Annotated in this window: 13 protein-coding genes; 9 read left to right on the top strand and 4 right to left on the bottom strand. The window is 33.2% G+C overall.

Annotation, left to right across the window (positions count from 1 at the left end; genetic code table 11):
• Positions 1-72 precede the first annotated feature (72 nt).
• Both OS191_RS13040 and OS191_RS13035 read left to right on the top strand, forming a co-directional pair.
• Positions 73-879, top strand: a complete 807-nt coding sequence (locus tag OS191_RS13040; RefSeq protein ID WP_267156153.1) for a hypothetical protein — start codon at positions 73-75, stop codon at positions 877-879.
• 2 nt (positions 880-881) lie between these two features.
• On the top strand, positions 882-1496 hold the full coding sequence (locus OS191_RS13035; protein ID WP_267156152.1) for a deoxynucleoside kinase: 615 nt from the start codon (positions 882-884) through the stop codon (positions 1494-1496).
• Positions 1497-1574: 78 nt separating this feature from the next.
• Here OS191_RS13035 and OS191_RS13030 read toward each other — a convergent pair whose 3' ends face one another.
• The 4 genes from OS191_RS13030 to OS191_RS13015 all read right to left on the bottom strand — a co-directional run bounded on the left by OS191_RS13030 (position 1575) and on the right by OS191_RS13015 (position 8395).
• A complete protein-coding gene (locus OS191_RS13030) occupies positions 1575-4034 on the bottom strand; it encodes a sodium-translocating pyrophosphatase (protein WP_267156151.1) in 2460 nt (819 codons plus the stop codon).
• A 117-nt stretch (positions 4035-4151) separates the two neighbouring features.
• Positions 4152-4679 (bottom strand): inorganic diphosphatase, encoded by a 528-nt coding sequence (locus OS191_RS13025; RefSeq protein ID WP_267156150.1) that lies wholly within the window; start codon positions 4677-4679, stop codon positions 4152-4154.
• A 171-nt stretch (positions 4680-4850) separates the two neighbouring features.
• Positions 4851-7352 (bottom strand): DUF5686 and carboxypeptidase-like regulatory domain-containing protein, encoded by a 2502-nt coding sequence (locus OS191_RS13020; protein WP_267156149.1) that lies wholly within the window; start codon positions 7350-7352, stop codon positions 4851-4853.
• Between the two features lie 65 nt (positions 7353-7417).
• Positions 7418-8395, bottom strand: coding sequence for a pyruvate dehydrogenase complex E1 component subunit beta (locus tag OS191_RS13015; protein ID WP_267156148.1), 978 nt, complete (start codon positions 8393-8395; stop codon positions 7418-7420).
• 333 nt (positions 8396-8728) lie between these two features.
• Between OS191_RS13015 and OS191_RS13010 the strand changes: the two genes are divergently transcribed.
• The 7 genes from OS191_RS13010 (at position 8729) to OS191_RS12980 (ending at position 15864) form a co-directional block, all read left to right on the top strand.
• Complete coding sequence (locus OS191_RS13010; RefSeq protein WP_267156147.1) at positions 8729-9475, top strand: electron transfer flavoprotein subunit beta/FixA family protein; 747 nt, start codon at positions 8729-8731, stop codon at positions 9473-9475.
• A gap of 20 nt (positions 9476-9495) precedes the next feature.
• Positions 9496-10455 carry an electron transfer flavoprotein subunit alpha/FixB family protein gene (locus tag OS191_RS13005; RefSeq protein ID WP_267156146.1) on the top strand — a complete coding sequence of 320 codons (960 nt, stop codon included), beginning with the start codon at positions 9496-9498 and terminating at the stop codon, positions 10453-10455.
• A 163-nt stretch (positions 10456-10618) separates the two neighbouring features.
• On the top strand, positions 10619-11233 hold the full coding sequence (locus OS191_RS13000) for a bifunctional nuclease family protein (protein ID WP_267156145.1): 615 nt from the start codon (positions 10619-10621) through the stop codon (positions 11231-11233).
• 17 nt (positions 11234-11250) lie between these two features.
• Positions 11251-12966, top strand: a complete 1716-nt coding sequence (locus tag OS191_RS12995; RefSeq protein WP_267156144.1) for a NupC/NupG family nucleoside CNT transporter — start codon at positions 11251-11253, stop codon at positions 12964-12966.
• Positions 12967-13266: 300 nt separating this feature from the next.
• Positions 13267-14091, top strand: coding sequence for a thymidylate synthase (locus OS191_RS12990; RefSeq protein WP_267156143.1), 825 nt, complete (start codon positions 13267-13269; stop codon positions 14089-14091).
• Between the two features lie 15 nt (positions 14092-14106).
• Positions 14107-14919 carry an energy transducer TonB gene (locus OS191_RS12985; RefSeq protein ID WP_267156142.1) on the top strand — a complete coding sequence of 271 codons (813 nt, stop codon included), beginning with the start codon at positions 14107-14109 and terminating at the stop codon, positions 14917-14919.
• A gap of 42 nt (positions 14920-14961) precedes the next feature.
• Positions 14962-15864: a dihydrofolate reductase gene (locus OS191_RS12980; RefSeq protein ID WP_267156141.1), complete on the top strand. Its 903-nt coding sequence runs from the start codon at positions 14962-14964 to the stop codon at positions 15862-15864.
• Positions 15865-15873: the final 9 nt, after the last annotated feature.

Raw genomic sequence — 15873 nt, 5'->3', positions numbered from 1 at the left:
ATCTATTAAATTATAGTTTTCTTAAATAAACTATTATGGATGTGGTTATATCGAAATTAAACTGAGATTTAAATGGAATTTCGTACTTTTCAATTCGAAATGAAAACAGTCTTATACTTTATATTTTTTATTTCTTATTCCATTTTTGGACAAGAACCCATAGAAACTACTTTCGTTTCAAAAATCCCTTTTGAAGCTGATTGTCTTATAGGAATCGACAATTTTGGAACAGTGTATTATATTAATAAAAATACGCTATACAAAATTGAAGACAAAAATAACTACTCGTATAGCAATGTGCAATTTGGAAAAATAACCTCAGCAAATAGTTTTAATCCTTTAAAAATTACCGTTTTTTATGAAGATTTCAACACGGCTTTTATTCTAGATAATAGGTTTGCTGAAATTCTTAAAATAGACTTCAACAGTTTAGAATATTATAAAAATGTTTCTTTTGTATCTACCGCAAATGACAATGCTTTATGGGTTTTTAACGAAGACATTCAGCAGTTAGAGTTATTCGATTATAAAACACATAAAATAAGGGCAACCACCTTACCTATACAATCTAAAGCTTTAGATTTAAAAAGCAATTACAACTACGCCTGGATCTTAACTGAAAAGTTTCTTTATAAATATAATTACTTTGGAAGTTTGGTATATAAGATTGAAAATATGGGATACACATCGCTTGTTGAAAGCAATGACAAGATTTTTTTAGTTAAAAATAATAGTTTGACATTTTTTAATGAATCTGAAAAAGTATATCAATTAATTGAAACCCCTGAATTGTTAACAAAACAGTTTTTAGTAACCAATGAAACGGTGTATATTTACGATTCTAAAATTTTACACAAATTCCAACTAAACAATAAATAATTATGCACGTTGCAATTGCAGGAAATATTGGTGCTGGTAAAACCACACTTACTAAATTACTAGCCAAACATTACCATTGGGAGTCTCAATTAGAAGATGTAGTAGATAATCCATATTTGGACGATTTTTACAACCAAATGGAACGTTGGAGTTTTAATTTACAGGTGTACTTTTTAAATAGTAGGTTCCGTCAAGTATCTCAAATTCGAGAAAGTGGAAAGGATATCATTCAGGATAGAACCATTTACGAAGATGCCCATATTTTTGCGCCAAACCTTCATGCCATGGGCTTGATGACTAATCGCGATTTTGAAAATTACCGTTCGCTTTTCGATTTAATGGAATCTTTTGTCCAAGGTCCAGATTTATTAATTTATCTACGAAGTTCTATTTCTAATTTAGTATCTCAAATACATAAAAGAGGTCGTGATTACGAAAACTCTATTAGCATTGATTATCTAAGTAGATTGAATGAGCGTTACGAAGCTTGGATTCATGGTTACGACAAAGGAAACTTATTAATAATTGATGTGGATAATTTAGATTTTGTGGCTAATCCTGAAGATTTAGGAAGTATTATAAACAGAATTGATGCTGAGATAAACGGTTTGTTTTAATCGCTTTAAGAACCATCATATATAAACAAAAAAAACCACGCATATAGCGTGGTTTTTTTATATCTATTTGAAACGTTTTTATTTTATAATCTCCATCGAGAATTCCTCTTCAAGTTCAGCTCTATTAGATTTTACTTTAATAGATGAAGCGCCTTTTTTTAATTCATCCACCTTTGCTTTTACTTCAGTAAAAGTACCAGAAATAATACGTTCATCAACCTTAGTTTCATCATTTACAACCGTTGTAGTACTTACAACTGCTTTTGCCATTTCATCGTTTTTAACTTTAAACTCGACATATACTTTTTTAATAACATCATTTGAAATTGAAGTTTCAACATCTGTCATAGCAACACCTTCAGTAATAGCATGACCTCCTAAAATTGGAGCGATAACCAACCCAATTAAACAAGTTAATTTTATTAAAATATTCATAGATGGTCCAGACGTGTCTTTAAATGGGTCTCCTACAGTATCTCCAGTTACAGCAGCTTTGTGAGCCTCAGAACCTTTATATGTCATTTCTCCATTAATTTCAACACCTGCTTCGAAAGATTTCTTAGCATTATCCCATGCACCACCGGCATTGTTTTGGAAAATAGCCCACAGTACACCAGAAACCGTAACTCCTGCCATATAACCACCTAGCATTTCGGCAATTGCCATATTATTCATTCCAAAAATCATTGGAACGAAAGCTATAATTAAAGGAAATCCAATAGTTAATAATCCCGGTAACATCATTTCTTTTAAAGATGCTTGAGTTGAAATCTCAACACATTTATCGTATTCTGGTTTTCCGGTACCTTCCATAATCCCAGGAATCTCTCTAAACTGACGACGTACTTCTTCTACCATTTCCATGGCGGCTTTACCTACAGCATTCATTGCTAATGCAGAAAATACTACTGGCACCATACCACCTACAAATAACATGGCTAAAACTGGTGCTTTAAAGATGTTAATTCCGTCAATTCCTGTAAACGTTACATAAGCAGCAAATAAAGCTAAGGACGTTAATGCAGCAGAAGCGATTGCAAAACCTTTTCCTGTTGCAGCAGTTGTGTTACCAACAGAATCTAAAATATCTGTACGTTCTCTAACTATTGGGTCTTGTTCGCTCATTTCAGCAATACCACCTGCATTGTCAGATATTGGTCCGAATGCATCAATCGCCAACTGCATAGCTGTAGTTGCCATCATTGCAGAAGCTGCTAAAGCAACACCATAGAATCCAGCAAAGGCATAAGATGCCCAAATAGCTCCTGCAAATAATAATACAGAAGGAAAAGTAGAAATCATACCAGTAGCTAAACCAGCAATAATATTTGTACCTGCTCCGGTACTTGACTGTTGTACTATATTTAAAATTGGTTTTTTACCTAATCCTGTATAATATTCCGTTACTGAAGAAATAACAGCTCCAACAACTAAACCAACTAAGGTTGCGTAAAACACACGCATGGATGAAATTTCTTGTAAGCCTTCTCCAAAGAAATTCATTTTCATGGTTTCAGGCAACATCCAAGTAACCAAACCAAAACATGATATGGCAACTAAAGCAATAGATGTCCAGTTACCTATGTTTAAAGCTCCCATTACTTGAGCTTCTTTTGCATCGTTAGATTTTATTTTAACCAACATGGTTCCGATGATAGAAATAATAATTCCAGCTCCAGCAATTGCCATTGGCAATAAGATTGGACCAATACCTCCAAAGGCATCGTCAATCATTCCGCCCATATCTTTAATAACATAGTTACCAAGAACCATAGCTGCCAATACAGTAGCTACGTATGAACCAAATAAATCAGCTCCCATTCCAGCTACATCACCCACGTTATCACCCACGTTATCGGCAATAGTAGCAGGATTTCTCGGGTCATCTTCTGGAATACCAGCTTCTACTTTACCAACTAAATCGGCTCCAACATCTGCGGCTTTCGTATAAATACCTCCACCCACACGAGCAAATAAAGCTATAGACTCAGCTCCTAAAGAAAATCCAGCTAATGTTTCTAACACAATGGTCATATCCATAGTGTTTGTCCATTCACTTCCCATAAAAAACCAAAAGAAGAAAATAAAGAAAGCTGTTAAACCCAATACAGCTAAACCTGCAACTCCAAGTCCCATTACAGTTCCACCACCAAAAGAAATTTTAAGTGCATTTGGCAAACTCGTTCTTGCGGCTTGTGTGGTTCTTACATTTGTTTTAGTTGCTATTTTCATACCAATATTTCCTGCAAAAGCAGAAAATACAGCTCCAAAAATAAAAGCAACTACTATTAACCAATGTGTTGTTGGTACTATAAAAGACACAGCTGCTAAGGCAACACTTACTATAATAACAAAGATTGTTAACAATCTGTATTCGGCCGTTAAAAATGCCAAAGCACCTTCGTATATATGATCTGAAATTTCTTTCATCTTGCCGTCTCCAGCATCTTGTTTCATAACCCAAGATTGCTTTACAATCATATAGATTAATCCTAAAAGTGCCATTGCAATTGGCATATAAATCATCATTGATTCCATATTATTTTTTTATTTGATTAGTTTTTAGCAGCAGCAAATGTAACAAAATACCCTAACATTAAAAAACCCTTATTCAGCTAATGTGATAAGGGTTTAAAATTTTAAAATTTGTTGTTCTTAAATGGTAAAATCGCCATTTGTTTTATGTTCGCTCGTTTCATAACGATTTACACATTTATTTAAAATATCATAGGCTTCATCGGCATTTCCCCAACCTCCAACATCGACTTTCTTTTTTTCTAAATCCTTGTACACTTGAAAAAAGTGTTCGATTTCTTTAATTTGATGTGGATTCATATCAGATAAATCGTTTAAAATATTCCAGATAGGATCTGAAACTGGCACGCAAATAACTTTTTCGTCTGGACCTTTTTCATCTGCCATATGGAATACACCAATGGGTTTTACCTCAACCACACACATTGGGAACGTAGGCTCCCCTCCTAATACTAAAACATCTAATGGATCTCCATCCAATGCTAAAGTTTCTGGGATAAAACCGTAATCTGCTGGATACATCATAGACGAAAACAACATACGGTCGAAACGAATTTTCTTTAACTCAAAATCGTATTCGTATTTATTTCTACTCCCTTTTGGTATTTCAATTAATACATCAAAAGATTTTTTTCCTTTTGGACTCATATTTTTATATCTTACGTTATATCTTAAATATCTAAAAAACTCGCTTTTTTAAAACTACAAGCTGCATTTTTAGGGCTGCAAAGATACATAAGTCTTTGGGTTTGGGCAACTAATATTGCTTTTGTTGTGTGAAGTTCTGGTTAAAAAAATAAAGAGATTGGTTTTAATGAACTAAAAAAGAAATCCGAAACTACCTGTTACCCCAAAATTTCTTGCTCCTGGATTATCAAAATAATTTCCTCTAAAGTTAAAATCTATTCTAAATACTTTAAAAATATTACCAACACCAACACTATATTCGTAGTAAATTTCATCTGAAGGAGCAACTAAAGGAATATTTGATGGTGCACTAATAGTAATATTATCTTGGGACAGATCTCCCCACACGGCTCTAAAACCAACAATTTCTCGCCAATTAAGTTTTCTTAAAAAAGGGATTCTTGAAAATAAGCGTCCGTTAAAATTATGCTCCAAGTGCATCGCTGCATAGGTATCTGTAACAAATTCATAATAATTTAATTGTGAAAACGATTTATATACTGAAAAATACGACTGATTTCCTGGTACAATACTCAACAGTCCAAGAGGAACAGTTCCAAAAGTTTTTCCTGCTTCTAGAGTAGATTTAAGTCTTCCTATTCCTCCCAATTGCCATGGTTGCACGTAAGATATCTGTATTTTGGTATAGTCAAAATCACTTTTAAAAATATGTTTATCACCTAAACTAAATTGAGCAAAAATAGACGCATAGGTATCGTTTGCATTTGTACGTTCTACCCCATGACCAGTCATTTTTCTGCCAGGAAAATACGACACTGCAAAAGTACTTTCAAATTGTTTTAAATCGGACGAGATACCTGTTGGTGAATCTGGATCTACATAATCCAAACTAAAAGCATCTGAAGCCGAAGATAGGGTTCTATAATCTCCTCCTATTCTAAAAAGCACATTTTTTATAGGCTCCATTTCTATGGCTAATGCCGTTAACTTAATATTAGAAAGCTTGTCGTTTGGAGCTGTTGTAAAAACAGCATTCGAGGCCAAACTTCTTCCTAAAACATCTGTTGATGTGGTTAAGCTAGCTCCAATTTGTTCAATATCCCGTCTATGTCCTGCTGAAATAATAAGTCGGTTTTTTTTATTCAATAAATATTTAGCCGAAAAACCATATTTAAATTTATCGTCCTTAAGCCCATACGCCACAAAACCTTGTAAACGCCACAGATCGTTAGGTCCAAAATAAGTTCTTCCTCCTGCTCTTAAACGCAAGCCTTCAACATCATTATAACCAAAGCTTGAAAAAATGGGACCATAATCTAAGTTTAGCTTATCTATTTCAACATACCCTGAAGCCAATATACTTCCATAATTGTAAAGCCTTTTAAATTTACCAACTGTTTTAAGCGTATCCAGCATTTTATAAACTCCTTTTTCGTCTTTACTTAAGGCTTCCATTCGGTTTTCTTCCCAAAAGGCATCTTCTCGATTGTATGCATCTTTATTATAATTGAAAACTTCGTCTTTATAAAACTTATCGTCTTTTACTTCATTAAACACATAATTATCATAAAGTGTGGTACGTTTTCCGTAAATACCTCGGGATTTTTCCTTTTTATTGAAGGTGAAATCAGACATAAAGTAATCACGTTTTACTAAAAACACCGAATCGTTTAAAACCTCAAACTCCTGCTCTATATAAATTTCTTTTACCCAATTTATATTAGCACTCTTTGATGCTTGCATATTAATATCCTTAATGGCATAGGTTGTATCTGCCACCCAAAAATCACCTTTAAAGGTCAACTCGTTTTTACGTCTTGGATAATAAATAATATTGTAACACCATTTGTTATCAATGTAAGCACTGTCTGATAACACATAATTATAGGTATTGATTCCTGTTGTAGAAATAGGACTTACGAAGCTTTTGTCGAAGAATTTTAAGTAATTATCGTAAATATCATATTCAGAATATAAATCTTTTACAAAATCTATAATGGATTGATTGTTGCTAAAGCCAGAGTTTTTATTTCCTTTTAATTCAACTTTCTCTTTTTTAAGAATATTATCACCATATACTTTGGCAACTTCTTCATTCACAAAAATTGGTAAGTATGTTTTTCCAGTAACTTTAGATGTATCCACATGCTCGAAAACAAACTCCATGCCTTTAAATAGGCTCCCTTTCATTAAAGCACTATCTATGGTGTTGATATCAAATTCTACTTTCTCGTAACGATCGTAATTGTATTGTTTAAATTGTCTGAGTCCATTTTTCCGTTTGTGCTCCCATATTTTCTTCATAATAGCAATTGCGGGATTTTCTTCAGCTTTTTTTGATTGCTTTCCAGAAACTATAAGGACTTCATTTAAGGCAGAAGCCGATTCTATAATATTAAAACTTAGCTTGTAGTTTACTTTTTTCTCTAAAGGATATTCTATGGTTTCATAACCAATAAAAGAAACGATTAAAGTTTCCCAAGTACTAGAGGACTCCAAGTAAAAAGTTCCGTTTTCGTCTGTGATAGTTCCTTCTGAAGAATTTTTAAAAATAATATTCGCATAAGCTACTGGTTCATTGTTTTCATCAAAAACATGACCACTAACTTTTGTTTGAGAAAACAAAAAGCCCATACTAAAGAAAAATAATAAACCTAATAACTTGATTTTCATATTAACAAAAAAACTCCATCAACAATATTGCCAATGAAGTCAATTTAAACTAAAATAATAAAATTTTATTTATACAATACTTTTTTAACAGCTTTAATTACTTCATTACTATTTGGCAACCATTCTTCAAATAAAACTGATGAATAAGGTGCAGGAGTATCTGCTGTATTTATTTTTATAATTGGTGCATCTAGATAATCGAATGCTTCCGATTGTATAATATAAGTAATCTCTGTAGACACGTTCCCAAAAGGCCAAGCCTCTTCTAAAACAACCAATCTGTTGGTTTTTTTAACCGAAGTTAAAATAGTTTCCTTATCTAAAGGACGAACGGTTCTTAAATCGATAATTTCACAAGAAATACCTTCTTTTTCTAATTCATCTGCAGCCTTATAAGCTTCTTTAATAATTTTTCCAAAAGAAACGATAGTAACATCTTTTCCTTCACGTTTTACTTCTGCAACTCCTAATGGAATGGTGTACTCGCCTTCTGGCACTTCGCCTTTATCTCCATACATTTGCTCGCTTTCCATAAAAATAACGGGATCGTCATCACGGATAGCCGATTTTAAAAGACCTTTAGCGTCATAAGGGTTTGAAGGCACTACCACTTTTAAACCAGGCGTGTTTGCAAACCAACTTTCAAAAGCTTGAGAGTGTGTAGCAGCCAACTGACCAGCAGAAGCTGTAGGTCCACGAAAAACAATAGGACACTTAAATTGTCCACCAGACATTTGTCTGATTTTTGCTGCATTATTTATAATTTGATCAATACCAACTAATGAGAAATTAAATGTCATATACTCTACAATAGGTCTGTTTCCAGTCATGGTAGAACCTATGGCAATACCTGCAAAACCAAGTTCTGCAATAGGTGTATCGATAACACGTTTTGGCCCAAATTCGTCAAGCATACCTTTAGATGCTTTATAAGCTCCATTATATTCTGCAACTTCTTCACCCATTAAGTAAATACTTTCATCTCTACGCATTTCTTCACTCATGGCTTCACAAATAGCTTCTCTAAATTGAATTGTTTTCATTCCTGTTTGATGTCTTTCAAAACGAAAGAGCTGTTTTAATTAATACTAATTATAAAGGAGCACAAAAATAGCAATTATTCAGAATAAAATCGATATATAATATTGGTAAAAATAAATCATTAAAAATTATTTACATATACAATATATAGCATGGCTAAAAATAATTTGCTTTTTAACAAAATTTGTTATGCGTGCATAGTAAATATTTTGAATAAAATAAGTAACTTCGTAACCTCATTTCAGTTGGAGCTTCTCAAGGCATTATTTTAAGCTTGATTTATAGAACTTTCAAACTGAAAAAACAGAATTATAAACATATAAATTATTCAAAAGATGAAAATATTAGTATGTATTAGTCATGTACCTGATACGACTTCAAAAATTAATTTTACTGAAGGAGATACCAAGTTTGACACCAATGGTGTACAGTTTGTAATTAATCCAAACGACGAATTTGGTTTAACTCGTGCCATGTGGTTTAAAGAAAAACAAGGAGCTAGTGTAGATGTTGTAAATGTTGGAGGTCCAGAAACTGAACCAACTTTACGTAAAGCTTTAGCAATTGGAGCGGATGGAGCTATTAGAGTTAACACTCCAGCAACCGATGGTTTTGCTGTAGCACAACAATTAGCAAAAGTAGTTCAAGATGGTGGATACGATTTAGTAATTGCTGGACGTGAATCTATAGATTATAACGGAGGTATGGTTCCTGGAATGTTAGCTGGTTTAATAAAAGCCAATTTTGTAACTAACTGTATTAGCCTAGAAGTAGATGGTACAAATGCCAAAGCTATAAGAGAAATTGATGGTGGAAAAGAAACTGTCTCTACATCTTTACCTTTAGTTATTGGAGGCCAAAAAGGTTTGGTAGAAGAATCCGATTTACGTATTCCTAATATGAGAGGTATTATGATGGCTCGTCAAAAACCTTTAAAAGTAGTAGAACCTATGGATGCAAATACAGAAACAGCATCTGTAAAATTTGAAAAACCAGCTCCAAAAGGTGCTATCAAATTAATTGACCCAGATAATATAGATGAATTAATAAACTTACTTCATAACGAAGCAAAAGTTATTTAATAACCAAATTTAAAAAAATTATGTCAGTTTTAGTATATACAGAATCCGATAAAGGAACTTTTAAAAAAACAGCTTTAGAAGTTGCTTCCTATGCAAAAACAGTTGCAGATCAAATGGGAACAACCGTAACAGCCATTACATTTAATGCAGACGATACGTCTGTTTTAGGAAATTATGGTGTTGACAAAGTCTTAAAAGTAAACAACTCTCAATTAGAAACATTTAACGCCAATGGATATGCTAGTGCCATAGCACAAGCAGTTAAAAATGAAAATGCTAAAGTAGTTATTGTTAGTTCAAGTGCAGACAGTAAATATTTGGCTCCACTTTTAGCTATAGATTTAGATGCAGGTTATGCCTCTAACGTGGTTGAAGCACCTACAAGCACATCACCATTTACAGTAAAACGTACAGCTTTTACAAATAAAGCTTTTAACATGACAGCTATCAATACAGATGTAAAAATAGTTGGAGTATCTAAAAATGCTTTTGGTTTAAAAGAAAATTCAGGGAGTGCAACTGCCGAAGATTTCTCACCTTCTATTCCTGAATTAGGAGTTAAGGTAGAATCTGTTGATAAAGTTACTGGACAAGTAACCATTGCAGATGCTGAAACAGTAGTTTCAGGTGGGCGTGGTCTTAAAGGTCCAGAAAACTGGGGAATGATTGAAGAACTTGCAGATGTTTTAGGCGCAGCAACAGCTTGCTCTAAACCTGTAAGTGATCTAGGTTGGAGACCACATAGCGAACACGTAGGACAAACTGGTAAGCCTGTAGCATCGAACCTATATATTGCTATTGGAATTTCTGGAGCAATTCAACATCTTGCAGGAATTAATGCTAGTAAAGTAAAAGTAGTAATTAATACAGATTCAGAAGCTCCTTTCTTTAAAGCTGCCGACTATGGAATTGTTGGAGATGCTTTTGAAGTAGTTCCAAAATTAATCGAAAAATTAAAAGCTTTTAAAGCACAGCAATAAATATTTTTTTTAACTTGTATTGTTAAAAAGAACTGTTTAAATTACGTATTAACTTTCTATAACAGCTCAGATTTTGTGACATAAATAGTTCAAAATCGTCAAATATGCTTTTAAGCAGTTGGTAAAGTCCTAATTTAAACAGTTCTTTGTGTTTTAAAAATTTATGAGTTTAGTACGTCTTAATATCAAAGGAATTTCATACAGTCAAACCCAAAATGGTGCTTATGCACTCATTTTAAACGAAGTAGATGGCGACCGGAAATTACCTATTGTTATTGGTGCTTTCGAAGCGCAATCTATTGCTATTGCTTTAGAAAAAGAAATAAGACCTCCTAGACCTCTTACCCACGACCTTTTTAAAAATTTCGCAGACCGTTTCGACATTATTGTAAAACAAGTTATCATCCATAAATTAGTGGATGGCGTGTTCTATTCTAGCTTAATATGCGAAAGAGATAAAATTGAAGAAATTATCGATGCCAGAACTAGCGATGCTATTGCTTTAGCACTTCGTTTTAATGCACCTATTTTTACTTATAAGAACATTTTAGATAAAGCTGGAATTTATTTAAAAGTGAATCCAAAAGATGAGGAGGAAAACGAAGAAGACAGTATATTGGTGGACGATATTATTGCTGAAGAATTAGAGTCTGGCTCAACAAAAGACACCTATTCGAATAAAACTCTAGACGAATTACACTCTCTACTAGATGAAGCTGTAACAAACGAAGACTACGAAAAAGCTGCAAAAATTCGTGATGAAATTTCTAAGCGATAACTAACCTAACCTAACAAATGAAACAATTTTTACTAGCCTTTACAGCTATTTTTTTCGGAATTACTTTAACCTTACAAGCTCAAGAGATAGAAAAAAAATGGCAACTTGAAAGCATTCAAGATCAAGCTGGGGAAGAATTGAGTGTTAATCAAAACACAGATGCCTTAGAGCTTCATCAAGGTGTTTTCAAATTTTCAGTCAGTAAAGATTCATTACAAAGTTCTGGAGATTACATCTTTCAAAATAATTTATTGGTTTTTTATTACAATAAACCATTCGATTCTGTAAAAAGATACCGAATTAACGAACTTACAGATTCAACATTAGTATTTAAAGAAAAAGAAAACACCTATCACTTTTCTAGTAATAATAAGTCTTTTAACGAAGCAGTTGCCGTATCTGAAACAGAAGGTAGTATAAAGCCAAGCGAAGGTTTTTCATTTAATAGCCTATGGAGAGGTGTTTTAGGAATGGTTTCCTTAATATTTATTGCATTTTTATTTAGTTCAAATAAGAAAGCCATTAATTGGAAAACCGTTGGAGTTGGTTTAGCATTTCAATTATTAATTGCTATTGGTGTTTTAAAAGTCCCTTTTATTCAAAGTGGATTCGAAGCTGTTGGACAAGTTTTTATTAGCATTTTAGATTTTACAAGAGCAGGAAGTAAATTCCTTTTCGAAGGCCTAGTGGTAGATATGGACACCTTCGGGTTTATATTCGCTTTTCAAGTGTTACCAACCATTATTTTCTTTTCAGCATTAACATCTGTTTTATTCTATTTAGGATTAATACAAAAAGCAGTAAAATTAATGGCAATGTTGTTAAGCAAACTATTAAAAATATCTGGAGCAGAGAGTTTAAGTGTTGCTGGTAATATCTTTTTAGGACAAACTGAAGCTCCTCTTTTAATAAAGGCTTATTTAGAAAAAATGACCAAAAGTGAAATGCTTTTGGTTATGATTGGAGGTATGGCAACCGTTGCCGGAGCTGTACTTGCGGCTTATATTGGTTTTCTAGGAGGAGACGATCCTGCATTAAGGCTAGTATATGCCAAACACTTATTAGCTGCCTCCGTAATGGCTGCTCCAGGCGCTATTGTTATTTCCAAAATATTGTACCCCCAAACGGAAGAGATTAATTCTGAAATTGAAGTCTCTTCAGAAAAAATAGGTTCAAATATTTTAGATGCTATAGCAAACGGAACGACAGAAGGTTTAAGATTAGCAGTAAATGTAGGTGCCATGCTTTTAGTTTTTGTTGCTTTTATCGCCATGATAAACGGAATTTTAGGTTGGATTGGAGATTTTTCTACCATCAATACATGGATGGCAGCAAACACACCATATCCGGCACTTTCTCTTGAAGCTATTTTAGGAACTATTTTTGCACCTCTCATGTGGTTAATTGGAGTTGCGAGTGAAGACATTATGATGATGGGACAATTGTTAGGTATTAAACTAGCAGCTAGCGAATTTGTTGGATACATACAATTAGCCGACTTGAAAAACGTAGCTAATGCTGTCCATTTAAACTACAATAAATCGATTATTATGGCAACTTATATGCTTTGTGGATTCGCCAACTTTGCATCTATTGGAATTCAAATTGGTGGTATTGGATCTTTAGCTCCTGGACAACGTAAAACTTTATCAGAATTTGGTATGAAAGCCTTAATTGGTGGAACCATAGCGTCTTTAATTTCTGCAACTATTGCTGGCATGATAATAGGATAACAAATCCCTGCGAAAGCAGGAATCTCATTGTTTAAAAATATAAAATAGTACTTTTCAAAACACTCATAACAAATATTCGTTATGAGTGTTTTGCATTTATTGAAGTTCTATTTTTTCGTTAATAACTTTTAATATTAAAGTATCCCATCCATACTTAAAACTTGGTGCTTTTATCTATTTTTATCCAGACAAGAAAAATGTCATGTTGAGCGCAGTTGAAACTTCTATTTATAGAAATTCTATACTGCAAATAAAAATCAAGTTTAATTTAATGAGATTCCCACTTTCGTGGGACATGTTATGAAACAATATCTAGACTTAGTTAGCCACGTTTTAGAAAACGGTAATGAAAAAGGAGACAGAACCGGAACAGGAACAAAAAGTGTTTTTGGATATCAAATGCGTTTTGATTTAAGTGAGGGTTTCCCCATGGTTACCACCAAAAAACTTCATCTAAAATCCATTGTTTACGAACTACTTTGGTTTTTAAAAGGTGATACCAACATTAACTACCTTACTGAAAATGGTGTTAGAATCTGGAACGAATGGGCTGATGAAAATGGTGATTTAGGACCAGTTTATGGACACCAATGGAGAAACTGGAACAGTGATGAGATTGACCAAATAAAAGAAATTGTCGACACCTTGAAAAAGAATCCAAATAGCCGACGCATGCTGGTTTCTGCCTGGAATCCTTCAGTATTACCAGATAATTCAAAAAGTTTTAGCGAAAATGTAGCTAATGGGAAAGCAGCTCTTCCTCCTTGTCATGCATTTTTTCAATTTTACGTAGCCGATGGAAAACTGTCTTGCCAGCTCTACCAACGTAGTGCAGATATCTTTTTGGGTGTCCCTTTTAACATTGCATCTTATGCCTTATTTACTATGATGATGGCCCAAGTTTGTGGTTATCAGGCTGGAGAATTCATACATACGTTTGGCGATGCTCATATTTATAACAATCATTTAGAACAGTTAGAGCTACAATTATCCAGAGATCCAAAACCTCTTCCTAAAATGCTTCTTAACCCGAATGTAAAAGATATTTTTGATTTTAAATTTGAAGATTTCACTTTAGTCGATTATATACATCATCCACATATTAAAGGCAAAGTCGCTATTTAAGTTTAAACCAAACTCATGAAATACTACCTACTCTTATTCCTTTTTTTAGCAAATCTCATCACATTTTCTCAGGAATCAATAACTTCTGAAAACAGTTCAGATCCAGAAGACGTATCTTTTGCATTAGTTGAACGTGTACCAATATATAAAGGCTGTAATGAGAGCTTAGATAACAAGGCTTTGAAAGCGTGCTTTAATGAAAGAATGAACGCTCACATTGCTAAGAATTTCAATATAAAAGTGGCAGATAAATTAAATTTGCCAGATGAAACTATAGTAAAAATTGCTGTTTTTTTTAAAATATCTACTAGTGGTGACATAATAGATATAAAAGCCCGAGCACCTTACCCTGAATTAGAGGCTGAAGCCATTCGCACCATTAATTTACTACCCAAATTAAAACCTGGTTATGTTGATGGTAAACCAGTAAGAGTGCCATATTATTTACCTATTAAATTTAAAATAAGCAATCCTAAACCTGATAAGAACGAAAAATTTGCAGTTTACAGAGGTTGCAATGAAAATTTAAATTACGAGGCTTTAAAAGAATGTACTACTAAAAAAATTAAAGATTATTTACAAGTAAGTATCGATTACGAGTTAGCCGACAAGCTTTTTCCTACAGATAAAACAACGCAATTCTTGGTAAGTTTCACCATAAATAAAAAAGGGAAAGCAGAAAAAATAACTGCAAAAGCTCATAAAGTAGAGATGGCTGCCGAAGTGATAAATGTTTTGAAACGAATGCCGAAATTTAAAGAACCTGGCTATAGAAACGGGAAAGCTATAGATACCAAAATGGAATTTTTAATGACCATACATTTCTAAAGATTACTAGAAATTAGCTAAATTTACATAAACATTCAGATTATGTTCGGAAAGAAAAAAGAGACCCCACAAATAGATAAAGAGCAATTAGAGTTAATTAAAACTGCTCAAAAACGAATCAAGCAGAAGCGAAGCCTTTATATTCACTTTGTTTTATTTTTAATTGGCTCTCTTGCTATTATTGTTGCCAGTTTGGTTTTTGATGTTGGTGCAACAGTTAATCCATTAGGAGTTAATTGGTTTGTTTATGCCATTTTAATTTGGTTACTAATATTCTTATACCATGCTTTTAACGTCTATTTTACGAATAAGTTTTTAGGAGAAGCTTGGGAAAAACAACAACTAAATAAGTTAGTTGCCGTACAGAAAGAAAAAATTGACAAACTACAACAACAAGTTGAGAAAGATTACCCTCTTGTTACAGAAAAAAAAACACAATTACCTAGTTCAAAAAAATCTGAAGTTACACTAATAGTGGCGGCAGGAGAAAACGACGCCATTGGAAAAGACAACCAACTTATTTGGCATTTAAGCGACGACCTTAAACGTTTTAAACAACTTACTAATGGGCACCATATTATCATGGGAAGAAAAACTTTTGAAAGTTTTCCAAAACCTTTACCTAATAGAACACACATAGTTATTTCTAGACAAGCAGACTACCAGGTTCCTAGTGGAGTTATTGTAGTTAACAATATAGAGGATGCTTTTGATGCTGCTAAATCAGACAGGCAACCCTTTGTTATTGGTGGTGGAGAAATTTACAAACAAGCTATGACATTTGCCGATAAAATAGAAATCACCAGAGTTCATGAGAGTTTTGATGCAGACACTTTTTTCCCAAAAATAGACCCTACAATTTGGAAGGAAATAAATAATACCTATCATGCTAAAGATGAAAAACACGACTATGACTTTTCATTTTTAACATACACTAGAGTATAATCTAAAAAC

The organism is Xanthomarina sp. F2636L, assembly GCF_026410195.1.
GTDB lineage: Bacteria > Bacteroidota > Bacteroidia > Flavobacteriales > Flavobacteriaceae > Xanthomarina.
The sequence above is the reverse complement of the archived record's forward strand: the minus strand, read 5'-3'. Positions and strand labels throughout refer to the sequence as shown.

What these genes read in the sequence shown, in the direction of transcription:
- OS191_RS13010 (WP_267156147.1), top strand. Translation starts at nt 8,729, where the DNA reads ATGAAAATATTAGTATGTATTAGTCATGTACCTGATACGACTTCAAAA.
- OS191_RS13015 (WP_267156148.1), bottom strand. Translation starts at nt 8,395, where the DNA reads ATGAAAACAATTCAATTTAGAGAAGCTATTTGTGAAGCCATGAGTGAA.
- OS191_RS13025 (WP_267156150.1), bottom strand. Translation starts at nt 4,679, where the DNA reads ATGAGTCCAAAAGGAAAAAAATCTTTTGATGTATTAATTGAAATACCA.
- OS191_RS13000 (WP_267156145.1), top strand. Translation starts at nt 10,619, where the DNA reads ATGAGTTTAGTACGTCTTAATATCAAAGGAATTTCATACAGTCAAACC.
- OS191_RS13035 (WP_267156152.1), top strand. Translation starts at nt 882, where the DNA reads ATGCACGTTGCAATTGCAGGAAATATTGGTGCTGGTAAAACCACACTT.
- OS191_RS13005 (WP_267156146.1), top strand. Translation starts at nt 9,496, where the DNA reads ATGTCAGTTTTAGTATATACAGAATCCGATAAAGGAACTTTTAAAAAA.
- OS191_RS12995 (WP_267156144.1), top strand. Translation starts at nt 11,251, where the DNA reads ATGAAACAATTTTTACTAGCCTTTACAGCTATTTTTTTCGGAATTACT.
- OS191_RS12980 (WP_267156141.1), top strand. Translation starts at nt 14,962, where the DNA reads ATGTTCGGAAAGAAAAAAGAGACCCCACAAATAGATAAAGAGCAATTA.
- OS191_RS12985 (WP_267156142.1), top strand. Translation starts at nt 14,107, where the DNA reads ATGAAATACTACCTACTCTTATTCCTTTTTTTAGCAAATCTCATCACA.
- OS191_RS13020 (WP_267156149.1), bottom strand. Translation starts at nt 7,352, where the DNA reads ATGAAAATCAAGTTATTAGGTTTATTATTTTTCTTTAGTATGGGCTTT.
- OS191_RS13030 (WP_267156151.1), bottom strand. Translation starts at nt 4,034, where the DNA reads ATGGAATCAATGATGATTTATATGCCAATTGCAATGGCACTTTTAGGA.
- OS191_RS12990 (WP_267156143.1), top strand. Translation starts at nt 13,267, where the DNA reads ATGAAACAATATCTAGACTTAGTTAGCCACGTTTTAGAAAACGGTAAT.
- OS191_RS13040 (WP_267156153.1), top strand. Translation starts at nt 73, where the DNA reads ATGGAATTTCGTACTTTTCAATTCGAAATGAAAACAGTCTTATACTTT.